Genomic DNA, 22,363 nt, shown 5'->3' on the forward strand with positions numbered 1-22,363 from the left:
GGCATGGATGAAAAGAGCGACTTACGGCACGCCTTCGAGGCTGAGGAGCAAGAGCTTCGGCTAAGGCAGTCGAAAGTCGCTTGCATCCTCGGCATTGTGCTGATCCCGGCAGGGATCACTCTCGATAGCATCAGCTATTCTGACCAGTTCAAAACCTTGATTGCGATCCGGCTCGTCGCGGCGGCCCTGATCGCAGTCATCTACGCCCTGCACTTCTGGGACAAGACGGCGGCTCACGTTCGCTATCTGACGATGGCGGGCCTGCTGATCGCGGTCGCCTCGATAGCGGTGATGATCGGCATCACCGACGGCGCGAATTCGACCTACTACAACGGCCTCTTTCTCATCCTCTTTGCCGTCGGCGTTCTGGCGCCGATGCAGCCCTTCGAGGCCGCACTTTTGTGCGTCTCGACGCTCGGAATTTACATCATCGCATGCTTGCAGGTGCCGTCCGCCGCCGACACTGTAAAGACCTTGATGAACAATCTTTATTTTCTTGTGCTCACCTGCATCATTTCGGTCACCGCCGTTCATTTCAACTACCGCCGCCGCTTCAACGAATTCCGCTTGAAGTTCAAGCTCGCGTCTCAGCATCAGGAGCTGTCGGCGCTCGACCGTCTGAAATCGCAGTTCTTTGCCAACGTCAGCCACGAGTTGAGAACGCCGCTCACGCTCATTCTGGCGCCGGTCGAGCGGCTGAAAGTCGACGTCGCGGGCTTGGGCCCGTCGGCCGAGCAATTGCTGGATGTCATCGAGAACAATGCGCTGCGGCTGTTGCGTCTTGTGAATGACATTCTGAGCCTGATCCGCCTTGAGGAAGGCCGCGCCACGCTATCGAAGAAGCCCGTCGATATGGCGCACTTCCTGAAGCACACGGCTGCTTCGATGAAGCATCTCGCCACACTGAAGGGTGTGAACCTCGAGCTCCAGGAACCGACCGGCGACCTGCTGATCAACGCTGATCCCGACGCCCTCGAGAAGATCGTCAGCAACGTCATCGCCAACGCGATCAAGTTTACGCCGCCTGAAGGCCGCATCGATATTTCCGCGCATCGCGAAGAAGAGATGGTGGCGGTCACAATCTCCGACACCGGTATCGGTATTCCGGCTGAACAGCTGCCTCATATTTTCGATCGCTTCTATCAGGTGGACGGCTCCGCGACCCGCCGCCATCAGGGTCTGGGTTTAGGCCTCGCCCTGGTTCGCGAATTGATTACGCGCCATGGCGGAAACGTTACGGCAACGAGCAATTCGGGCAGCGGTACGACATTCGTTTTACGTTTTCCTCATGCCCTGCAGGTTACCCAATCAGACATGAGCAATTCCGAAGAAAAGCCGGACGGGCTTGCCGACGACCCATTGCGCACCTTCGATCGCAAAGCATCGGCCCGCGCCATCATGATCACGGATAACGCCCCTTCCGCGATCGGGCAGGTCAGCGAGCCACAAGCCAAGGATGAACGCACCGAGCTCCCTCTCCTCCTCGTCGTCGACGACGAGCCGGATATGCGCCGCTATCTGGCGTCGATGCTGCGCGAAAACTATCGCATCATCGAGGCGCCGGACGGCATCACCGCGCTCGAGAAAGCCAAGGAACAGAAACCCGATCTGATTTTGCTCGACGTCATGTTGCCGGGCGTCACGGGGCTCGAGGTCTGTCGCTCGCTCAAGGAAAGAGCCGAGACGCGCGCCATCAAAATTATCATTCTGACGGCGCGAGCCGACGAAGAAGCCAAGATCACCGCACTGAAGCATGGCGCCGACGACTTCCTGATAAAGCCGTTCAGCGGCCTGGAAGTCCGCTCGCGCATCGCCAATCTGATCAAGGCTTCCAGGCTCGAGACCGACCTTTACAGGACGAACGCCGAGCTGAAACAGAGCCTGCAGCAACTGCGCGAAACAGAAGCAGCCCTGGTTCAAAACGCGCGTCTCAGCGCCCTTGGAACGATGGCCGCCGGCCTGTTGCACGAAATCGGCAACCCGCTGAACTTCATGGGAACGGCGTTGCAATTGGCGGCCCGCGACCCAACCATTCAAGGCGATCCCGACACCGCGGATACGCTGAAGGACATCCACGCGGGCTATGAGCGCATTCACCGCGTCGTAACCGATCTCAGAGGCTTCACAGCGCCGCATCGCCCCGAGCACCCGCGGCCGTTCCACATCGAATCGGCAATCGACCATGCGCTTCGCTTCACGGCGCATATCCAGAAGGGAATAACGATTACGAGGAATATCGCGGACGATGGGCTCGTCGTCGGCTCGCAGTCGACGATCGCACAGGTTCTCGTCAACCTCATCGTCAACGCCGTCGCCGCGGTCCGCGCCGTCGAGGAAGAGCGCAAACCTGAAATTACCATTACATCATTCGTTGAGGGTGACGAACTGATTGTCTCGGTAAGAGACAACGGAACCGGCATCGATCCGAAAATTCAAACCCAGATTTTCGATCCATTCTTCTCCACGAAGGACGTAGGCGAAGGCATGGGACTTGGCTTGGCAGTCAGCCATCGGATAATTGCGAATCATGGGGGTTCACTGACTGTTAAGAGTAGTCTTGGAGAGTGGACCGAGTTCCGTTTCAACCTCCCGATATCGTCGGACAAAGAGAACCAGGTCTTCCATGGAGTCGTTTCGCACTGATCAGCCGGTCGAGATCCTGATCGTCGACGACGAGCCACAGGCCGTCAAATATTTCAAGAAGGCCTTCGGCACGCGATACGACGTGCTCACCGCAACGAGCGCGGACGAAGCCGAATCTCTCATCCTCTCCGGCAACCACAACATCGCGCTGGTCATTTCCGACCAGCGCATGCCAGGACGCAGCGGCGTCAGCCTCCTTAACCGCATCCGTAACGAACGTCCCGACATCATCCGTATGTTGACAACCGCATACGCGGATCTCGATAGCGCTATCGATGCCGTCAATAAGGGCGAGATCCTCCGCTACATTTCGAAGCCGTGGGACCTCCGCGTGCTCGAAGCCGAAATCGAACAGGCGATCACCTTCTATCTCCTGAAGAACGAATACGACATGCTCCTGCGCGACAAGCTCAGCGCGTTGCATCGTACGCTTTTGCGCGATCGCATGAACGACCTTGCGATGCTGTCGGGCCTGCTGCCCTACAACAACGCGCCGCTGACGATGTATCACTATTTGAAGGAAGCGATCGCCGAAACCGCCTGGCGGCCATCGGCCCAGAAGGCATGGTCTCAGCTCCGCATCAGAGACCACTGGCGCATTCCCGTTGAAGAAACCCAGCGCGCCATTGATCTTTCGGCAGTGCTGACGACGCCACCCCTATTGGCGGATGCTCATCCGAGCGAATTCGATCTCGTCGCCGTGCTGACGGACTGTGCCGACGAGATCAACCGCGAACTCGGCGGCCAACAGGTCGTGATCCATGCGGACCAGGCGCAACTCGCCGTTTCTGCCGATCCCGCCGCGATGCGCGAGATCATCACGCGTCTGATGGATCCGATGAGCCAGTGGGCTGCAGCCGGCAGCGTGCTGCTCGTCAACGTCTCACGCGACACGCTTGATGATGACACGCCGGGCGTCAGCATTCATTTCGAACTCCGCAATTGCGAGCCGCAGCGATCGATGCAGGATTGCGTGCTGTTTGCGCCGCCGCTGCACACCGCGCCCAAGCGCGCCAGCGACTATCTGAAAGCCGCGCTCGCGATCGGCCACATCGGCGGCACAATCAGCTCTCCGCCCATGGAAAACGGCTACAAGCAAATCCATGTTGCGCTTCCGGCACGCGCCAAGGCCGTCAACACCAAGAAGATCAACGCGCTTCCGCAGCAGTGGCTGCAGGATCTGAGCGAGGAATACGAAAAGTGGGTGCTGGGCACTCTCGAAATGGCGGCGTGAGCGGCTGAGCCCTACGCGACGGACAAACCTCGCGTAGGGGTCTAATCCCGGGCCAAAACCGCCTTGAATTCGGCCGCCTGTTGGCCGCGCGTCAAAATGCCAGCCATACCGACAATCCCGCGACGAAACTTCGCGAACCGGGGCTGACGCGGCTCCGGCCGATCACCGAACTGAACATAAGTTCGCCCCTGAAATTCAGACACACCTTGGCCATCGCAATTGCTTGATTGCGCGTAGATCCACGTCTTTCCCGTGCGAGCGCCGCAATGAGGTCTTCTTCAAGGCGAGGATAGCCCGGTGCCGCGAGATCGGCTGGCAAGGCAGCCTCGTCGGAAAGCGGCGTAGGTTGAATTGCCACCCCTCCCCATCTCGAAGCACCTCTTGCGCGTTTTTCCAACCGTACGCGCTTGAGATCACCGTGAAGGTATGGTCGTTCGGGCGGTCCACGCACGGAAGGAACCAAAGTTGCTGGAATTGGCATGTGTTGACACGGAGAACGTCGCGCGGCATCGCCGCGAATGTTTTCAGCGTCCACACCTGGAGGTTGCTGAATGACTGCCCACGTTTCGGTCAAGGAAGATGACTTCCTCCTGACAGGCTTTCTGAGCAGGCAGCGCGCCGCGTTCCTCAAGGATGGGCCGCCGTCGGCCGCGCAACGACGGGCCGATCTGCTCAAACTGAAAACGGCGTTGCAGAAGCGGCGCACAGCTATCGAAGCGGCCGTCAGCAAGGACTTCGGCTACCGGTCTGCGTACGAAACCCGGATCATGGAAGTCACGCCGGTCATTCAGACGATCAATTACCTCCGCCGCAATCTGACGAAGTGGATGCGTCCCGAACGCCGCCGCGTGGCAATGCACTTCGTGCCCGGCCGAGCCCGCGTCGTTTATCAGCCGCTCGGTGTCGTCGGCATCATCTCACCCTGGAATTATCCGCTGTCGCTCGCGCTCACGCCGCTCGCCACCGCAATCGCAGCAGGCAATCGCGCCATCCTGAAGCCGTCCGAGTTGACGCCCGCGACCAGCGAACTCTTGAAGTCGATGCTGCGCGAGATTTTCCCTGAGGAGCAGGTCGCCGTCGTCACCGGTGGACCAGAGATCGGCGCCGCGTTCTCGCGCCTCCCGTTCGATCATCTCGTCTTCACCGGCAGCACCAATGTCGGGCGTTCGGTGATGAAGGAAGCCGCGGAAAATCTTGTCCCAGTAACGCTCGAACTTGGCGGCAAATCTCCGGCCTTGATCGGCCCAGATGCCGATATCGATGCTGCAGCCGTCAGCGTCGCCTACGGAAAGCTCGCGAATGCCGGCCAAACCTGCATCGCGCCCGATTACGTCCTGGTGCACGAAAAGGACGTGGCCGCATTCGTGGCATCATACGACGCGACCGCACTCAAGTTCTATCCTCAAGGAGCAGCCGACCGGAATTACACCTCCATCGTCAACGCGAAGCATGAGAGCCGCATTCAGAAGCTGATCGATGATGCGAAGGAAAAAGGCGCCAAGGTTATCGAAGTCGCGAATGGTGGCACAGCCGATCCACGCAAGCTTGCACCCGTGATCGTGCTCAATGTCACTGACGAGATGGCCATCATGCAGCAGGAAATCTTCGGGCCGGCACTCCCCGTCATGACCTACCGCACCATTGACGAGGCGATTGGCTACATAAACCGCAAGCCGCGGCCGCTGGCGCTCTATTACTTCGGCCAGAACAGCGACTATCGCCAGAAGGTCCTGACGCGGACGACCTCCGGCAACGTCACGATCAACGACACCCTGATGCATTACGTTCAAGACGACCTGCCATTCGGCGGCGTGGGAATGTCAGGCATGGGCGCCTATCACGGGATCGAAGGCTTCAAATCGCTCAGCCATGCCAAGGGCGTTTTCGAGCAGAACAAGTGGAATCTCGCGCGGATCCTGCACCCGCCATTCAACAAAACGACGGATATGGTCATCCGGTATTTTTCGCGGTGACTTTCCTCGCCAAATCGCATGTATTCGGCCGCCGTCGATCGCCACGGTCCAACGGCGAAACTAGAAAAGAAAAAAGGAATTCGAATGCAGCAAACAGTGGTCAGGGTCATCTGCGCGATCGGGCAGTCCGGTCAGCTTGGCCTCAATGGAGAGCTGCCGTGGGAAGGCAACCGGGACCCTGAATACGTCGCCGACGTCGCTCGATTTTTCGACATCACTCGGGGCCATGTTCTGATGGCCGGACCGAAGACCATTGGAGCCGTCCCCGATTTCGCGCGCACCGATCGCACGCTCTTCGTTCTGCGGTCTCACATGGACCCGGAAGAGACGCTTAAACAATTCGCGGGCCGCGTCGTCTTTATCGGCGGCGGGCCGCCGGTTTGGGACATCTACGCGCGCTTCGTCAGCCACTGGGATATAACGCGCCTACCCTACGATGGCCCGGCGGACCGCTGGTTCAATCCCAAATGGTTGACGGCATCGGCACGCGCAGAAGGCGATCGCCACCCCAATCCTTCCCTTTGAGCCGCCGGGCTTTCCTTCCATTTGAAAAAGCCAAAGGCCGGATGCACAGAACGCATCCGGCCTAAGGAATGTTGAGTGAGAATACTAATGGCAGGTTGTTATCCTGCCGCTAGTGTTGTCCGCCTTTGCGGCCCGCTTCGGCCGCTCGCCGTGGGTCATTCCGGAAGTTACCGCCACTCTCGTGGCCGCCCTTCCTTCCGGCCTGAGACGCAAGTTCATGATTCCGCGAAAAGCTGCGCTCATTGTCCGGAACGCTTGCGCCGCCCTTGCGGGCAATCTCACGCTGCTTTTCGGCATCCATGGATGCAAAGCCGCGCTTTGATGTTCTGTCCTCTTGCGCCATCTGAAAATTACCTTCCTCAGTGAAAAAATCTTCGCCTTGAAAAATTCGCCTCGAAAATCGAGACAATGCGAATTGCCCAGAAAAGTGTGCCGGTCCGTGTGGGGGTCCGATCGCCACAAGGCAACTGAAGGATGAACCTCGCCTTCTCAGGTCGGTTCCGATAATTCTCCTCGCCGGTACATCACGTTTTGGAAAGAAATTTCACGAAGCGGAGCTTCGCGCGAGCCAAGCGGCGTGTCCCGCCAACCGTCCCTTCACGAGCATGCCGCATAGAGCCTCGGCCTGCGACGCAAGCCGAGGCGAGGATCGATCAATTAGACGTCGAAGTCGTCGCTGCCCCAATCGTATTGACCGTCATCCTGGGCATCTTGCATCTCGTCTTGCGCAGCGTCGTCGGCCGCCAAGTCTCGTTGCGCTTGATCGGCATCGTCGCGAGCGTCCTGCGCCTGGTCCTGAAGATTGTCGATCGTCTTTTGATCGGCCGCACTCGTAGCGTCGCCACCGGCATAGGCACGGCCGCCGCCAAAGAGGCTACGAATTCCATCCGCGAGGAAGACACCGCCGGCGACACCTGCGGCTGTCGACAACGCCGAGGAAAGAAACCCTCCGCCGCCGCCAGCCGCCTGGGCGGGAGAAGCCCATGGACTATTGGACGATGGATTGGCGGCTGGAGGCGCCACGGGACCCGGCCCCTGCTGCGGTGAATACGAAGGCGTATACCGGCTGCCGCTCTGCGGCACCGACGAGCCGCCGAGGAAACTTCCACCGCGTCCGGTGGACTGCGGTTGCCGCGCGGCAGCTTCCAACTCTCTCATGCGGGCTTCCGCGCGCTCAAGAGCCTGCTGCTGAACAATCACTGTCTGGGCGAGATAGTACGGCGCATCCGGAGAGCGCCTGATCAGATCCTGGATAAGCCATTCGGCATCCTGATCTTTCTCGCCGCCATCAAAATTGCGGAGTCGCGCAAACAAATCTTCAATGAGCTGCTTTTCTTGCGCGTTCATGAGGCTAGCCTCCTTATTAGACGCCGTTGTCGACCGTTCAGAACCGCATGTAGGAACGGAACGGAAAAGTGACATGGGGCCTGAGATTAATTTTTCGCTGGAATTGTGTTCTGCCGCAGCGGCTTCCTTGACCCGTCAAAGGTGTCATACGCCCGGTTCATGTCGGTAGATCGACGCTTGGCGAACGGCTGCGAGAATGCCACCCGGAGGGGCGGCCCTGCATCGGCTATTCGCACTAGCTAAAAAGTCCAGAACAGCGAGAGTCCATAACAGCCGGGGCCTGGGCCGGCGCCCCAGCTCGGCTCGGCTCGGCTCGGCTCGGCTCGGCTCGGCATAGGCCGGATGGCCGATTCATCCCTGAGCAAAAGCCATATAACTCTACCTGCACAGTCTCCGGGGAGAACGACAATGGATAAAGTGGCCCTAAGCGCCCTATTGGTGCTCAACCTCGTCATCTTGGTGTTGGTCCACCAATTGGCGAGCGGCCCCCTCTTCTAAGCTTCAAACTTCCTGTCTTTGCCGGCTTTACACGCCTGTCACATCGGGCGCCGGCATTTGAGAAAGGCGCGCCCAAAAACAAAAGCAGCCGCGAGGGCTGCTTTTGCTTTTCGAGTCTTTGCAGTCGGGAGAGAGTTTAGAATTTTACCTTTATGCCGCCGTAAGCAGCGAACGGGATGGCCGGAACGACGGTCCGCGGGTTTTTCTCGTCGAACTCGATACCGGTTACGTCCTCGAGTTCGTTGGCCTCGTCCACGTTGAAGTACGTCCCGTAGAGCGAGTAGCGCTTGTCCGTCAGGTTCTCGATCAACCCGTAGACCTGGATGTGGTCCGTCACGTCGTAAGACGTGTGCAGGTTGACCTTGGCGTAACCCGCCAGCGGCCGCGAGAGGTTAGCCTGATCCTCAAAGAAGAACTGCGAACTTGCGGCGACCAGGTCGGCACCGAATTTCCACTTCGGCGTCATCCAGTAATCGAAACCTGTCTTGAACGTGTGAGCCGGAATGCCCGCAAGACGATCGCCCTTATGGATGGCGGTGCAGTTTCCGGTGTCCCCACCCTCCGGATCGTCAGGGCATGGGAAGACGCCGGGACCGTCAGGATGGTTCGGGGCCGGGAAGAACGGAATCCCGGATTGGAACGTGGCGTCGTTGTAGGTGTAGTTCGCGTAGGCAAAAAGGCGCTTCGAACGGTAGGCAACGTTTGCCTCCACGCCTTGGCGCAAAGTCGTGCCGACGTTCTGGAAGTAACCGCGGCCTGTCGCAGTGGAGGCAGCGCTCATGATGTCGTCAGAGTTCTCAGTGCGGAACAGGCCGATGCCCCAATCCCACTGCGATCCGTTCCAGTTATTGACCGTACCCCGCAAACCGGTTTCCCACGTGCGAGACACGACCTGCTTCAACGGCGGATCCGACGTCAGGAAGCTCTCGATCAGGCACGGATTCTCAGGATCGGAGCAGGCGATCTCCGCCGCCGTCGGCGCGCGGTTGGCTTCCGAATAACCGCCGTACCAATTCAAAGCCGGGTTGAATGTGTAGGTCAGGCCGGCTGAGGGATTGAAGCGGCTATACTTGTTGACGCCGTTGAGCTTGTTCAGCTCTTCGTTGTCGGGATCGCCGGCATTTTCCAGCTCGATACGCGCGTAGTTGAAACGGCCACCGACCGTCAGCGCGAGCTTATCGGTGATGTTGAACGTATCGACGAAGAAAGCTCCGAAATAATCGTTCGTCGTCGACAGCGCCCGCGGGAACAAGTCATCGTTCGTCATGATGACGCCCTGACCGTCGACAACGAATTTGGGTTGCATGAACCCGAGTTCGCTTTTCGCCGTATAGGCCACTCTGCCACGATCGTAACTGGTGCCGATCACGAACTGGTTTTCGTGACCGAAGAGCCTGGCCTTCTCGGTGGCCTGAAGGCTGATACCCGCGCCGTCAGCATTCTGCGACGTCTGGTCGATAGAGGCGTAAGCGACGCCATTCTGGAACGGGATCGGATCGCCCGTGGCGGCATTGAAGACCTCTTCCCCGTCTGAGCAGAGGTTTCCGCCGCAGTTACCCGGTTCTTCGAACAGGTTGCCGTCCACGTGGCTCTGTCTGAAATGGCGATAATACGTGACACCCGAGAACGTCAGGGTATCCGTCGCCTTCACCTTGCCGTTCAACGAGTACATTTGCATTTCGTTGTCGGTCGTTTGCGGCGAAGTGAACGTCAACTGCCTGCTGATGTCGAGCAGCTGCTCGGGCGCCGCGGCCGTCACGCCAACCTGGTTGGCCGCGCCGGTGAAATTGAAATGGAACTCCGCGCCATCGCCTTTGACGCCGAGGTCGAAGTAACCTCTGCGGACCTCAGCGTCGGAGAAGTCACGGAAGCCATCGTCGTTGATGGCCTCGAATGCTCCGTAAACACCCCAGTTGCCTTTGTTCAACCCGGCTTCGGTCGAGACCTGCTTCCGGCCGAACGAACCAAAGCGCGTGTCGATCTCTGCGCCCTGATAGTTGAAACCGTCCTTCATATCGACGACCACAGCGCCGCCGAGCGCGTTGAGACCGAATACGGGATTGCCGGTCACCACCGCAACATTGTTGATCGCATTCGACGGCAGGAAGTCCCAGTTGACGATATCGCCGAAGGCTTCGTTTATCCGGACGCCGTTCTGATAGACCGCGAGACCCTGCGGGACGCCGTTCACCGGCGACGCCTCGAAACCACGGAATTGTATGTTGGTCTGGAACTGGTTGCCTTGCAGGTCGCCAAGGATCACGCCCGGGATCTGGCTCTGAAGCGCTTCCTGAATGATGACCGTTCCGTCTCTCTTGATATCGGCGGAATTCACCTGGAAGACACTGCCGGGAACCTTGTTGACCGGAATTTCACTGCCGCCCATCGGCGACATCTTCACGGAGGTTGCCTCGGTCTGCTCAGCAAAGTCGTCTGAACTCACCGGCGCGGCAACCACGGGTGGGGTGGCCGCAGGTTTCTTTGCCTGCTTGACCGGCTTCGCCTTGGGCGCCTGCTTTTCCTGAATGACCTGAACTTCGGGAAGCGTCTCGTTTGCTGCCGGCGGAGGTGTCGCCGATCCTGCATTCCCCGCGTCCTGTGCGATGGCAAAACTCCCGCCCCCGCCCATCAAAAGTGCCACGGCAGCCGCCGAAGCGAACAATTCACGAGTCATATCCCCAAACTTCCCATTTTTATTGGCGCTACTCGAAATGCTGGCCAAAGCATTAATTCGCAGCGCAACTCCCCCAATGGCCGACTCCGGCCATATGCCCGGACCAGGGAAAAGGTTTTTGTCAGCGTGGGTCAATCCAAGGATCGGCCGGAGTTTTTCCCGGGAAGCCCTCTTCCTGAGCCCCCGTGACATTGTTGCAACAAAAACTCCACAATCGGGAAAAAGTCCCTTTCTAACCGGGAACTATGGCCACCGCTGCACTTCGACTTGCATCTCTCATGCCCGCGAAGAAAGATCGACCAAGTCCCACGCAAACCTCCTTGGTCCTTCGTCCGAGCACTGTGGCCACCCAAATGACCAAACCGGCATCTTCACCGCCACCTCAGTCCATGTTGGCAAAATTGCTGGCCGGACCGATGGGTCCAGGTGAACTCGTGTGGATAGGACTTCGCCCATCACGTAACGCGCCCATGATCATGCCCACTACGGCGACCTTGATTTCGCAACGGGGCATCGAGGGGGACCGCTACCGCACGGAACGCAACGGTCCGCGTCAGGTCACGCTCGTCGCCGCGGAAGATATTGCCGCGATCGCATCGTTTCTCGGCAAGGAGGCTGTCGTTCCGGAACTGCTGCGCCGAAACCTTGTAACCCGCAGCATCAACCTGATCGCCCTCAAAGGTGGTAGCTTCCGAATTGGATCGACGACGCTGGAGACGACCGGCGAGTGCGCACCCTGCAGTCAGATGGAAGCAAACCTCGGGCCGGGTGGTTACAATGCCGTCCGCGGCCGCGGCGGCCTGACTGCAAGGATCATCGAGGGCGGCAAGATACGGATCGGCGACAGCATCGAGCGGCTCGGTCGTCTCGCTTGAGCGTCCAGTACCGATCCGCCAGATCGTTCAAATTTTATTCTAGATTTCGAGCGGCTTTAAAGCCCCCGACGAGCATATAGGCAAGGCACGTTAGCCATCGTCCCGCTTTCTCCCGGTCATTGTCCCGACCATCGCAAACCCAATGGAATATTTTACGCAGGCTTAAGGGCCCGGCTGATGTTGTGAAAGTCGTTGCGTCATTTCACTTTTGGGAAAATGCCCGGTGCCTCTCCCCTCCGCGAATTTACTAATCCGCAAATCCACGTCCTCTCCAGCGACCGCCGCAAGTCTTCTTGGCATCGGCATCCTGATCGTGGCCCTCGTCAGCCTGTTCCTGCCGTCGCATGAGGACAGGATGGTTACGACGGCGAAGCACCAAGTCCTCAACCAGCTCGCCTATCCCTCGGGCGCTGTCTTCGCGCAAGTCCGCGTGGCCGAGGAGCGCGTTCGCTCATGGACGTCGCATGTCGTCCAAGGCTGCGTGAAGGAACGCAATCCCACCAGCGAATATCCGATGTGGCGGGGGTTTTCCGTTGAAGGCGACGAGGTGAGCTTTCGCTCGCTTTACTGTCCGTTCCTGCCCTGATCGATCGCCGGCTTAAACGCGAACCGGTACAATGAAAAAAGCGGCAGAAGCGCTTGCGCGTCCCTGCCGCTCCATCAGGCCAATTGGCCTCGCGCAAAACTTTTATCGCCAGCGGCTATCGCCGCGCCAATCGCGCCTGTCGTTCCAACCGTAACGGTCGCGATCCCGATCGAACCGGTTATAGCCACGCCAGTTTCGGCGCCAGCCGTCATCACGGGAGCCCCACCGACGCTCGTGACGCCACCAGGGACGGCGGCCTTCGTAATACCCGCCATCACGGACCTGTTGGACGGATGAGACGCCGCGATTGATCTTATTGCCCACTGCGAAGTCCGCCTTTGCCTCGGCCATTCCTCCGAACGTCATCAGGGCAACCGCGACCGGCAAAAGTGCAAGAGTGCGTTTCATGACTTTGTCTCCCTCAAGCGCGCTTAATGCCGCTTGATTGGAGAGCATTCAACACCGGTGTCCCGGAACCGATGCTGAATAGACAGTTCAACTGCCATTAGGAACCTCGCCGCAAACTCGCCATCATCGATACTGAGGGCGCACACCCGGCCACGTCGCATGCAAAGAACTTGAACGTGCGAGAGCGGCCTAGGACCAGGACCGGCAAACGCCACCATCGGCCGCCTCCAACATCGAATTTCAGAAATTTATCTGAGCTTAGAAGCATTCGTGCGGTTCAACGCGGAAGGAACTCTGAACCGAGCCTGACTTTCGGAATGACGCAGCGTGCACGGAAGACAATGCTGCAAGCATCGATCTAAGCTTAGAAATTCTATTCAGTTCTCACATTCATTTCTCGTGAGTAAATCAATCTCCGTTTTTGAGAGCTGCGGTGTGGACATTGACAGATGATCTAAATCGGCCGTCGCGAAGGTGCTGCCCAAGTTCCGGGCACTCCAGCGCACTGTGTATCGCGGAACGCACCTTCCGCTGAAGCCGCCGCATAAATCACAAGATGCGTTTCACAACGCATTCGCCCGAACGACACGTGCGGCGAACGTAAGGATTCGCGCGCGTAAGGGACTTGAAGAAAAGAGAACGTCTATGGAAATCGACCAACAAGGACTGGCACTCACCGGTGCAACCGAAAAAGGCGCAGCGCTTTTTCGCAGCGCTCTCGACGAATTGGTCTACTTCAAATCCTCGGTTCTTTCGACGCTCGACAAGACGATCGAGGAAAATCCCGGCTTCGCCCTTCCCTATTTCGCACGGGCCTATCTCGATCTTTTCATGACCGAACCTCAGTTCGCCGAGCGCGCAAAGAACACGCTCAACGAACTGAAGACGAAGGTCGATATCGAAAAGCTCTCGAGTAGGGAGCGGCATCACGCGGCGGCAATCGAGGCATGGATCGGCGGCGATCTGCGAAAGTCCGCGCGCATTCTCGATCGGCTCGGCCTCGATGAACCGCGCGATATTCTGGCGCTCCGGATCGGCCACGAGCTGGATTTCTTCGCTGGCAACAAAAGAAGTTTGCGCGATCGCATCGCACGCCAACTGAATGCGTGGACGCCATCGGATCCCCACTATGGCATCGTGCAGGGATGCTACGCCTTCGGCCTTGAAGAGAACGGCCAGTTTGAACGAGCCGAAGAGCACGGCCTGATCGCGCTGAGCGTTCGCCCCGACGACGTTTGGGCGCTACACGCCGTAACGCACAGCTTCGAGATGCGGGGCGCAATCGCCGACGGCCTTCGCTTCATGAACGAGCGCAGCGGTGATTGGGCGGAAGGCAATCTCTTTAGCGCGCACAATTGGTGGCACAAGTCGCTGTTCAACACCGATATCGGCAACTACGCAGCCGCTTTCGAAATCTATGACAAGGCCATCTTCAATCAGGACTCACCGAAGATCGCCCTGGTCCTGCTCGATGCATCGTCTTTGCTGTGGCGTCTTCATCTTCAGCGGGTTCCTGTTGCGGATCGCTTTGCCGAACTCGCCGATGCCTGGGATGCCTTGGCGTCGGATCCCTTCTACGTCTTCAACGATGTGCATGCTGTCATGGCCTACGTCGGCAGCGGCCGCATCGCTGATGCGCGCGCGGTGGTAAGCCGACTCGAGCAATACGTCACCGACGGTCATCAAGGCACGAACAATTATGACAACACGGTTCGCGTCGGTCTCCCGCTCGTGAAAGCACTCGTCGCTTTCGCCGAAGAGCGATACGAGACGGCACTCGAACTTCTTTACGGCGTTCGCGAGAACGCGATCGAGTTCGGCGGCTCCGAAGCCCAGCGCGATGTAATCGATCGGACGCTGCTTGAGGCAGCTATCAGAAGCGGCAGCTCGAACTTGGCCGCAGCGCTCGCATCTGAACGCGTCAACCTCAATCCGAACAATCCGTACAACTGGTCGAAAATGGCCGAAGCGCTTCGCCTGTCGCAAGCTCTTGAGCGTACCGGCGAGAGCAACGCACGATCTCTATCGCTGAAAGATGAGATCTTGCGGCGCCTCGATTGGCAAGAACCGCGAAGCAACCCCGCCTCGACCGCCTCCGCTTTTCAGCACTGACGCGACAACGGCCCCCCCCTTCCTTCGCCAAAAGTCAAAAAGGACGAACTCTCCGTGTCATCGAAAAAATTCCACTTGGGTTGGTTCACGAACTTCACGCCCGACGAGTGGAACGAGCCATTCTCGAACGGCGGCAATTCCTGGGACGGCAAGTTTCACATCGAGATGGCTCAATCTCTGGATCGCGCCGGCTTCGACTTCATCATGCTCGAGGACAAGCTCGCCATTCCCGAAGCATACGGCGGCAGTTTCGAGGTGTACCTGAAGCACGCCCTCGGCATGGCGCCGAAGCATGATCCGGTTCCGCTAGCGACCTTGCTCGCGGCATCGACCAAAAATCTCGGTGTGGTCGCGACCATGTCGACACTCGGCTATCCGCCGTTTCTCCTGGCACGCCTGTGCTCGACCATCGACCACTTGGCTGGCGGACGCTTCGGCTGGAACATCGTGACGAGCGCCGAAAACGCCGCCGCGCAGAACTTCGGCCTGGATCGCTTACCGCCCAGAGAAGAGCGCTACGAACGAGCCCACGAATACATGGACCTCGTTTTCAAGCTTTTCGATTCCTGGGAAGACGGCGCCATCATTCGCGACCGCGCATCGGGAACCTACGCCGACTTCAAGAAGGTCCACACGATCAACTTCGAGGGCAAATATTTCAAATCACGCGGTCCCTTGAACACCGCACGGTCGCCGCAAGGACGTCCGACGCTTCTGCAAGCCGGTGGTTCGCCGACAGGCCGCGACTTCGCGGCACGGTATGCCGATGCCATCATCGCAGTCAGCGGCGGCGTCGCTGGAATGAAGGAATACCGCGACGACATACGCGCCCGCGCCAGGAAGCACGGACGCAACCCCGATGACGTCAAGGTGATGTTCCTCGTGACGCCCGTGCTCGGAGAAACCGAACGCGAAGCACGCGACAGGCACGAGCGCATCACGGAAGCTCCCGGCTTCATCGAGCAGAACCTCGCATTGATATCGGCCATCACCGACATCGACTTCAAAAAGTTCGATCTGGAAAAACCTCTGCCGGAACGGCTCGTTACGAACGGCGAGCAAGGCTCGCTGGATATGTTCCAGCAATGGGGCACCAGCAAAACGCTGCGCCAACTAGTCGTCGAAGCCTCCGGCGGAATCTGCGCCTCGATCGAACTCGTCGGAACGCCCGACCAAGTTGCCGATCAAATGGGTGAGGCAATCGAGCAGGTCGGCGGCGACGGCTTTTTGATCACGACGCCGAGCCTCTCCACCAACCGCCGCCATATCGCGGAAGTGACGGACGGTCTCGTTCCGGCCCTGCAACGCAGGGGACTGGTCCGCGACGGCTACACACACAAAACACTTCGCGAAAACCTACGAGCATTCTGAAGCATCGACCCGACCCTTCTCCCTAGCCCTCACGAGGAACTGTCATGAAACGAACAATACTTGCCGCCGTTCTGGCATTTGCAGCGCTCCTGCAAGCCGGCACTCAATCCGTTCACGCGGCTGAAAAGCCAACGTTCAAGCTCGGCTGGATCGTCTTTACGCCTTGGATGCCATGGGGGTATGCGCAGCAGAGCGGCATCCTCAAAAAGTGGGCCGACAAGTACAACGTCAACATCGAGCTCGTGCAGCTGAATGACTACGTCGAGTCGCTCAATCAATATTCGGCTGGAGGACTCGATGGCGTCCTCGGCAGCATTGCCGACGTCTATTCAATTCCCGTGGCCAACGGCGTCGACACGACAATCTTCCCCATCGACTACTCGAACGGCGCCGATGCCATCATCCTGAAGAACAAGGACAAGCTCGCCGACATCAAAGGCCAGACGGTCCATCTCGTCGAGTTTTCAGTATCGCACTATCTGCTCGATCGTGCGCTCGAAACCGGCAATCTGAAACCAGACGACGTCAAGCGCGTGAATACGTCGGATGCCGATTTCGTGGCGGCCTATAAGAGTCCCGACGTCTCAGCGATCGTCGCGTGGAACCCGCAGGTCGAGCAGATTCAGAAATCCGGCGACGCTCACATCGTCTTCGACTCGTCGAAGATCAACGGAGAAATCTTCGAGTCCGTTCTCCTGCGCACGAGCAAGCTGAAGGAAAACCCCGATGTCGCCAAAGCCCTCCTCGGCGCTTGGTACGAAACAGTCGGCATCATCAACGGCACGTCACCGGAGCGCGCTGGCGTCATCAAAGCTCTCGCGACCGCTTCTGCCACCGATGCGGCAGGCTATGAACAGCAATTGAAGTCCGTCGTCCTCTTCTCCGACGCCAAAGCCGCCCTCGCATTCGCCGAAAGGCCGGAAACCAAGGATACGCTCATCCGAGTTCGCGATTTCGCTCATCGCTACAATCTCCTCGGCAAGGACGTGAAGGATGCCAATGCCATCGGCATCGAACTTCCAAACGGCGAAGTCGTCGGAGATTCCAAGAATGTCCTGCTGCGCTTCGACAGGTCCGTCTTGGAACTCGCAGCAGCCGGCAAACTCTAAGCGGATCCGATTTCGATGGCCCGCCTATTGAACACGAAGCCGTCCCAAGGGCTGACGATTGCCCTCGGGGCCGCTCCCTTCATCGCCGTCGCGAGCGTTTACGCGTTCGCGTCGGCGGAACGGCTGCTCGTCAATGCACGCGACAATCTCCTGCCGTCGCTCGCGACGATGCTCAGCGGACTTCAGCGCGTCGGCTTCGAGCCGGATCCGATTTCGGGTCACCTCGTCATTGTGGCCGACACGCTGGCCAGCCTCGAACGGCTGGGTGTAGGGCTCGGGATTGCTGCCATTATCGGTCTGTGCATTGGCGTCGCCGTCGGCCTGATGCCTCTTGCGCGCGCAACGCTTGCACCGTTCATCGCGATGCTTTCGATCATTCCGCCGATTACGCTTCTGCCCATATTGTTCATCGCGTTCGGATTGGGCGACGTCTCGAAAATCATCCTGATCGTGATAGGCATCGCGCCGTTTATTGCGAGGGACATCGCCGCGCGAACCCAGGAAATTCCGAAGGAAATGCTGATCAAGGCGCAGACGCTTTACGGATCGACATGGCTGATCACGCTCCACATCGTGCTGCCGCAAATCTTTCCGCGCCTTCTCGAAAGCATTCGGCTGAGCCTCGGGCCGGCATGGCTCTTCGTGTTGTCTGGGGAGGCAATCGCCGCGCAAAGCGGCCTTGGATACCGCATCTTTCTCGTCCGGCGATATATGGCGATGGACGTCATCATCCCCTACGTCATCTGGATTGGCTTACTAGCATTTACGCTCGACCTTGCGTTGCGATGGGGGGCGAAGCGGCTCTCACCATGGTCACAGCCTGGAAGCACGAGATGAGCCAGATTTCCGTCCGCAATCTGAACGTCGTCATCGACGGGCACCCCGTCCTCACCGACGTAAATCTCGACGTCGCGAGCGGTGAGTTCTGTGTTGTTACCGGCCCATCGGGAAGCGGAAAGACGACGTTTATCCGTTTGCTCCTCAGCCAGTTGCAACCCAGCGCTGGAGAAATCACGATTGACGGCGCTCCGATCTCTCCCTTCCCCGCTCCCGATCGCGGCGTCGTATTCCAGGATTATTCGGTCTTCCCCCACAAGACGGCATTGCAAAACGTGCTTGTCGGGCCGCAGTTCAAGCGCTCACGGTTTCTCGGCCGCATCTTTGGTGAGGAACGCAAGAAGCAGATTGAGGAGGCGAAGCAGGCCCTTGCCGATGTCGGCCTCGAGCAGGCGGCATCGAAATACCCGAGCCAACTATCGGGAGGAATGCGCCAGCGTTTAGCCTTCGCGCAAGCTCTCATCTGCCGCCCGAAAGTATTGCTGCTTGATGAGCCTTTCGGTGCGCTGGATCCGGAAACTCGAGCCCAACTGCACCGCGTCGTTCTCCGGCTTTGGCGCGAAAGCCGCACGACGATCGTCATGGTGACACACGATCTCGCAGAAGCGCACACGCTCGCAACACGGCTCGTAACCTTTGGATTTGCCGCGGGTGGCGGGGGAACGATCGCTTCTGAAGGATCGCTTGAATCAGCCTCCGCTGTCGTGACATCTTTTGCGAATAAGAGAAGCAGTCCGGCAGCGCGGCAGAAAAAGCGGAAATACCGCTAATTTAAAACGGCATATTCCCCACGTTTAACGCCGCCCCATACAAAGCATCTGCGCTCACATGCGGTTGGGGACGACCAACGCAACGGAGATTAGTAATGGTCCAGAGACCCGATCCAACCTTTCACGCATCTCCGAAGCTCGCCAGCGAAGCCCCGCCCGAGAAGTTCGCCTACACTCTTCTTCTCAGTCCGGATTTCTCCAAGCCTGACGCGCTCGCCATTGTCGAAGTCGATCCCTCGTCCGCCCAGTATGGAAAAATCGTCCACACGGTGACGATGCCGAACAAAGGCGACGAGTTCCATCATTTTGGATGGAACGCATGCTCGTCGGCTCTGTCGCCACTCACTGGCCACACATTTCTCGAGAGACGATACCTGATCATCCCGGGGCTCCGATCGTCGCGGCTGTACATCATCGACACGAAGCCGCACCCAACCCAGGCAAAAATTCACAAGATCATCGAACCGGAAGAGATCTTTCACAAAACCGGATATTCGCGCCCGCATACCGTACATTGCGGGCCGGATGGCATCTACGTCAGCACGCTTGGCGGCGCGGGTCCCGACGGCACCGATGGACCGCCAGGCATCTTCATTCTCGACTGCGAGACATTCGATGTCCTCGGCCGTTGGGAGATCGATCGCGGACCGCAGCTTCTACATTATGATTTCTGGTGGAACCTGCCGCGCGACTACATGGTGAGCAGCGAGTGGGGCCTGCCGCCGCAATTTGAAAACGGCATCGTTCCGGAAGACCTGCTCGCCAACAAGTACGGCCATCACGTCCACTTCTGGAATTTGCGCGCCCGCCGCAACGTACAAACCATCGATCTCGGCGCCAATCATCAAATGGCGCTCGAAGTGCGCCCCGCGCATGATCCCGCGCGCGAATATGGCTTCCTCGGCGTCGTCGTCGATACCACGAACCTCGAGGGATCAATCTGGACGTGGTGGCGCGAAGGGTCAGAGTTCCGTATCGAGAAGACGGCGACGATCCCGGCTGAAGCAGCGGATCCCTCTTTGTTGCCGCCCCTTCTGAAAGGCTTTGGCGCGGTTCCCCCCTTGATAACGGACATCGATCTCTCGCTGGACGACAAATTTCTTTATGTCGCGTGCTGGGGAACTGGCGAGCTTCGCCAGTATGATGTCACCACCCCGCGAAAGCCGAAACTTGTCGGCAGCGTCCACGCCGGAGGCATCGTCCGGAAAGCCGCTTTGCCCAACGGGACAGCCTTCGCGGGTGGACCGCAAATGCTCGAAATCAGTCGCGACGGAAAACGCGTCTACGTAACGAACTCGCTCTATTCGACGTGGGATGATCAATTCTATCCGGCGGGCGTGCCGGGAGCCATGGCGCTCGTCAACGTCAATCCGGCGGGAGGCATCACCTTCGATAAGGCCTTCCAGGTTGAGGTTCCCGACGGATATCGCACGCACCAGGTACGGCTCGAGGGCGGCGATTGCTCAACCGACTCGTTCTGCTATTCCTCGGCTTGATTGACGATGGATGACGGCTGGAACACCGCGCTCTGGCTCGCGGTCGTTGCGAGCGGAGTTTATCACGGGCTCAACCCCGGCATGGGTTGGCCGCTCGCGGTGGCTGCCGGTCTGATGGAACGCCGGCCGTCGGCGCTCTTTGGCGCACTGGCGCCACTCGCCGGCGGTCACTTCCTGGCGATGGGCGTCATTTTATTGCCCTTCGGCATGCTGACTGCCCTGCAATATTGGAATCACGAGATCCGGCTCGCGGCCGCCATGATCGTCATCGGCGTCGGCGTTCTGTTGTACATCTATCGCCGGCATCCGCGCATACTCGCACGCATCCCGCCGGCAGAGCTCGGTCTCTGGTCTTTTGCCATCGCCATTGCTCATGGGGCCGGCTTGATGCTGGTCCCGATGTATCTCGGGCTCTGCACAACGAAGCCGTCGTCAATGATGGACCACGACGGCGCGATGTCGATAATTGCAAGCAACCTTGGCTTGGCGGTCCTCGTCTCGGCGGTGCACGCCCTAGCCATGATTGCGGCCGGCGGTGTCGTAGCATGGGCCGTCTATCGCTATTTCGGCTTGCAGATCCTCTCCAAAGCCTGGATCAATCTCGACGCCTTTTGGGCCGGAAGCCTGATCGCAGTCGGGCTCGTCGCCGTCGCCGGATCCATTTGAGACGATCTCTCAACGTTGCACCAATTTTGAAGCAACGAGATCCCTAAGATTGATGCCATTTATTAAGCGCGCTGCGCATACCGCGACGGCCAACGACATCTTCAGCTAACTGTCGATCGTTATGCCTAGTGGCAACGAACTATGCTTGAGTTAGGTTCAAGCAGATCTCGCAGGACCTCAGATCTTTGCCAGCGTAACGGAAAATCTGATGATGGCAAACGATGCCCCGCAAGCGGTTCTTCTTACGCTTCTCGTCTGCACTTTGGGCCGCGTGAAGCCGCTCGAACGCCTGCTGCATTCATTGAACGCGCAAACGCGCAAGAACTTTGAAGTCATTATCGTCGATCAAAATCCGGAAGGATTCCTGGACGCGACGATCCAGAAATTTCCCGCACTCCGCATAAGACACTTGCGCTCGCAGCCGGGCCTGTCACGGGCAAGAAACATCGGCCTCGCAGCGAGTTCCGGCCGATATGTCGGGTTTCCGGACGATGACGTCTGGTATCGGCCGACGGTTGTCGAAGAAGTGCTGGACACCTTCCGGAGGAATTCGAAGCTCAACATCATCACAGGCCGGTCTATCGATCCCGAAGGACACGACGTAACGGTCATGCTGACCGAGGAAGCACTGATAACGCGCGAAAACATTTTCGAGGCCGGCAACTCCAATACGATTTTCATCGAACGCATGCTCGCGCAATCGCTGAACTTCGACGAAGGACTGGGCCTCGGCGCAGCGAGCGACTTCCAATCGGGCGAAGAGACGGACTTTCTTCTGCGTGCTCTCGGCAAGGGAGCGGCCGGATGGTATTTTCCGGAGCTCACGATCTATCATGACCCGATCGATGATGGCGCCCCTATTGCCGAGAGAGCTCGCAGAACCACCGCCTATGGGCGAGGCTTCGGCTACCTCATTCGCAAGTATCGCTATCCGCCGCCCTACATATTGGGAAAAATTGCGAAAACCTCGCTCCGAGGCGCTTGGTGCGTCGCGACCGGCGATTTCGCGGGAGCCCGCCTCAGAATAGCTTGGGCAAACGGGGTCCTCTATGGCTACAGCAGAGGCAGACCCGAATTCCCCGTTCACAAGTAGGGGCCCGCATTTCGCTGTCCCTTTAGCCCTAGCGCGCCTCACTTCGTCTCTTCGGGCTGGCGATGATAGATGTCGTCGGTGCGCATGATGTCGTCCTCGCCGAGGTACGAGCCGATCTGCACTTCGATGATTTCGACCGGCACCTT

20 protein-coding genes are annotated in these 22,363 nt (G+C 58.7%); 14 read left to right on the top strand and 6 right to left on the bottom strand.

Annotated elements, in window-relative coordinates; translation table 11 throughout:
• The first annotated feature begins 3 nt into the window (after window positions 1–3).
• Complete coding sequence (locus K2Q04_RS12130; protein ID WP_291163882.1) at window positions 4–2,643, top strand: ATP-binding protein; 2,640 nt, start codon at window positions 4–6, stop codon at window positions 2,641–2,643.
• Window positions 2,624–3,877, top strand: coding sequence for a response regulator (locus K2Q04_RS12135; protein ID WP_291163886.1), 1,254 nt, complete (start codon window positions 2,624–2,626; stop codon window positions 3,875–3,877). Before K2Q04_RS12130 ends, K2Q04_RS12135 begins: the two co-directional genes overlap by 20 nt.
• 91 nt (window positions 3,878–3,968) lie before the next feature.
• On the opposite strand, the gene K2Q04_RS12140 is transcribed toward K2Q04_RS12135, so the two are convergent.
• Entirely contained in the window at window positions 3,969–4,235 is a 267-nt protein-coding gene (locus K2Q04_RS12140; RefSeq protein ID WP_291163889.1) for a hypothetical protein, read from the bottom strand.
• 193 nt (window positions 4,236–4,428) lie between these two features.
• Between K2Q04_RS12140 and K2Q04_RS12145 the strand changes: the two genes are divergently transcribed.
• Together K2Q04_RS12145 and K2Q04_RS12150 are read left to right on the top strand one after the other, a co-directional pair.
• Window positions 4,429–5,850: a coniferyl aldehyde dehydrogenase gene (locus K2Q04_RS12145; protein ID WP_291163891.1), complete on the top strand. Its 1,422-nt coding sequence runs from the start codon at window positions 4,429–4,431 to the stop codon at window positions 5,848–5,850.
• An 84-nt stretch (window positions 5,851–5,934) separates the two neighbouring features.
• A complete protein-coding gene (locus K2Q04_RS12150; protein ID WP_291163894.1) occupies window positions 5,935–6,375 on the top strand; it encodes a diacylglycerol kinase in 441 nt (146 codons plus the stop codon).
• 109 nt (window positions 6,376–6,484) lie between these two features.
• Here the strand turns inward: K2Q04_RS12150 and K2Q04_RS12155 are convergent, their stop codons facing one another.
• The 3 genes from K2Q04_RS12155 to K2Q04_RS12165 form a co-directional block, all read right to left on the bottom strand.
• A complete protein-coding gene (locus K2Q04_RS12155) occupies window positions 6,485–6,718 on the bottom strand; it encodes a general stress protein (protein ID WP_291163897.1) in 234 nt (77 codons plus the stop codon).
• A 314-nt stretch (window positions 6,719–7,032) separates the two neighbouring features.
• Window positions 7,033–7,722: a DUF2076 domain-containing protein gene (locus K2Q04_RS12160; RefSeq protein WP_291163900.1), complete on the bottom strand. Its 690-nt coding sequence runs from the start codon at window positions 7,720–7,722 to the stop codon at window positions 7,033–7,035.
• Window positions 7,723–8,356: 634 nt separating this feature from the next.
• Complete coding sequence (locus K2Q04_RS12165; protein ID WP_291163903.1) at window positions 8,357–10,894, bottom strand: TonB-dependent receptor; 2,538 nt, start codon at window positions 10,892–10,894, stop codon at window positions 8,357–8,359.
• Window positions 10,895–11,370: 476 nt separating this feature from the next.
• Between K2Q04_RS12165 and K2Q04_RS12170 the strand changes: the two genes are divergently transcribed.
• Complete coding sequence (locus tag K2Q04_RS12170; protein WP_291163906.1) at window positions 11,371–11,769, top strand: MOSC domain-containing protein; 399 nt, start codon at window positions 11,371–11,373, stop codon at window positions 11,767–11,769.
• A 223-nt stretch (window positions 11,770–11,992) separates the two neighbouring features.
• Window positions 11,993–12,355 carry a hypothetical protein gene (locus K2Q04_RS12175; protein WP_291163909.1) on the top strand — a complete coding sequence of 121 codons (363 nt, stop codon included), beginning with the start codon at window positions 11,993–11,995 and terminating at the stop codon, window positions 12,353–12,355.
• Window positions 12,356–12,457: 102 nt separating this feature from the next.
• Here the strand turns inward: K2Q04_RS12175 and K2Q04_RS12180 are convergent, their stop codons facing one another.
• On the bottom strand, window positions 12,458–12,763 hold the full coding sequence (locus K2Q04_RS12180) for a hypothetical protein (RefSeq protein WP_291163912.1): 306 nt from the start codon (window positions 12,761–12,763) through the stop codon (window positions 12,458–12,460).
• Between the two features lie 645 nt (window positions 12,764–13,408).
• Between K2Q04_RS12180 and K2Q04_RS12185 the strand changes: the two genes are divergently transcribed.
• From K2Q04_RS12185 to K2Q04_RS12220, 8 genes are all read left to right on the top strand, one after another.
• The gene (locus K2Q04_RS12185; protein WP_291163915.1) at window positions 13,409–14,875 is read left to right on the top strand and encodes a tetratricopeptide repeat protein; all 1,467 of its coding nucleotides are present in this window, start codon (window positions 13,409–13,411) and stop codon (window positions 14,873–14,875) included.
• A 54-nt stretch (window positions 14,876–14,929) separates the two neighbouring features.
• On the top strand, window positions 14,930–16,246 hold the full coding sequence (locus K2Q04_RS12190; RefSeq protein ID WP_291163918.1) for an NtaA/DmoA family FMN-dependent monooxygenase: 1,317 nt from the start codon (window positions 14,930–14,932) through the stop codon (window positions 16,244–16,246).
• 44 nt (window positions 16,247–16,290) lie between these two features.
• Window positions 16,291–17,355: a putative urea ABC transporter substrate-binding protein gene (locus K2Q04_RS12195; protein ID WP_291163921.1), complete on the top strand. Its 1,065-nt coding sequence runs from the start codon at window positions 16,291–16,293 to the stop codon at window positions 17,353–17,355.
• Window positions 17,356–17,370: 15 nt separating this feature from the next.
• Complete coding sequence (locus K2Q04_RS12200; protein ID WP_291163924.1) at window positions 17,371–18,192, top strand: ABC transporter permease; 822 nt, start codon at window positions 17,371–17,373, stop codon at window positions 18,190–18,192.
• Complete coding sequence (locus tag K2Q04_RS12205) at window positions 18,189–18,962, top strand: ABC transporter ATP-binding protein (RefSeq protein ID WP_291163927.1); 774 nt, start codon at window positions 18,189–18,191, stop codon at window positions 18,960–18,962. Before K2Q04_RS12200 ends, K2Q04_RS12205 begins: the two co-directional genes overlap by 4 nt.
• A gap of 95 nt (window positions 18,963–19,057) precedes the next feature.
• Window positions 19,058–20,458, top strand: coding sequence for a selenium-binding protein SBP56-related protein (locus tag K2Q04_RS12210; protein ID WP_291163930.1), 1,401 nt, complete (start codon window positions 19,058–19,060; stop codon window positions 20,456–20,458).
• A 6-nt stretch (window positions 20,459–20,464) separates the two neighbouring features.
• A complete protein-coding gene (locus K2Q04_RS12215; protein WP_291163932.1) occupies window positions 20,465–21,124 on the top strand; it encodes a hypothetical protein in 660 nt (219 codons plus the stop codon).
• A 208-nt stretch (window positions 21,125–21,332) separates the two neighbouring features.
• Entirely contained in the window at window positions 21,333–22,217 is an 885-nt protein-coding gene (locus tag K2Q04_RS12220; RefSeq protein WP_291163935.1) for a glycosyltransferase family 2 protein, read from the top strand.
• Window positions 22,218–22,255: 38 nt separating this feature from the next.
• On the opposite strand, the gene K2Q04_RS22225 is transcribed toward K2Q04_RS12220, so the two are convergent.
• Window positions 22,256–22,363, bottom strand: a 108-nt coding sequence (locus K2Q04_RS22225) for a hypothetical protein (protein WP_366935753.1), incomplete at its 5' end; no start/stop codon positions are given.

Source organism: Hyphomicrobium sp., from assembly GCF_019753045.1.
Taxonomy (GTDB): domain Bacteria; phylum Pseudomonadota; class Alphaproteobacteria; order Rhizobiales; family Hyphomicrobiaceae; genus Hyphomicrobium_B.

Coding starts and splice junctions, on each gene's coding strand:
- K2Q04_RS12155 (WP_291163897.1), bottom strand. CDS start 6,718: ATGGCGCAAGAGGACAGAACATCAAAGCGCGGCTTTGCATCCATGGAT.
- K2Q04_RS12150 (WP_291163894.1), top strand. CDS start 5,935: ATGCAGCAAACAGTGGTCAGGGTCATCTGCGCGATCGGGCAGTCCGGT.
- K2Q04_RS12205 (WP_291163927.1), top strand. CDS start 18,189: ATGAGCCAGATTTCCGTCCGCAATCTGAACGTCGTCATCGACGGGCAC.
- K2Q04_RS12160 (WP_291163900.1), bottom strand. CDS start 7,722: ATGAACGCGCAAGAAAAGCAGCTCATTGAAGATTTGTTTGCGCGACTC.
- K2Q04_RS12195 (WP_291163921.1), top strand. CDS start 16,291: ATGAAACGAACAATACTTGCCGCCGTTCTGGCATTTGCAGCGCTCCTG.
- K2Q04_RS12135 (WP_291163886.1), top strand. CDS start 2,624: ATGGAGTCGTTTCGCACTGATCAGCCGGTCGAGATCCTGATCGTCGAC.
- K2Q04_RS12165 (WP_291163903.1), bottom strand. CDS start 10,894: ATGACTCGTGAATTGTTCGCTTCGGCGGCTGCCGTGGCACTTTTGATG.
- K2Q04_RS12215 (WP_291163932.1), top strand. CDS start 20,465: ATGGATGACGGCTGGAACACCGCGCTCTGGCTCGCGGTCGTTGCGAGC.
- K2Q04_RS12200 (WP_291163924.1), top strand. CDS start 17,371: ATGGCCCGCCTATTGAACACGAAGCCGTCCCAAGGGCTGACGATTGCC.
- K2Q04_RS12145 (WP_291163891.1), top strand. CDS start 4,429: ATGACTGCCCACGTTTCGGTCAAGGAAGATGACTTCCTCCTGACAGGC.
- K2Q04_RS12210 (WP_291163930.1), top strand. CDS start 19,058: ATGGTCCAGAGACCCGATCCAACCTTTCACGCATCTCCGAAGCTCGCC.
- K2Q04_RS12130 (WP_291163882.1), top strand. CDS start 4: ATGGATGAAAAGAGCGACTTACGGCACGCCTTCGAGGCTGAGGAGCAA.
- K2Q04_RS12180 (WP_291163912.1), bottom strand. CDS start 12,763: ATGAAACGCACTCTTGCACTTTTGCCGGTCGCGGTTGCCCTGATGACG.
- K2Q04_RS12170 (WP_291163906.1), top strand. CDS start 11,371: ATGCCCACTACGGCGACCTTGATTTCGCAACGGGGCATCGAGGGGGAC.
- K2Q04_RS12220 (WP_291163935.1), top strand. CDS start 21,333: ATGATGGCAAACGATGCCCCGCAAGCGGTTCTTCTTACGCTTCTCGTC.
- K2Q04_RS12185 (WP_291163915.1), top strand. CDS start 13,409: ATGGAAATCGACCAACAAGGACTGGCACTCACCGGTGCAACCGAAAAA.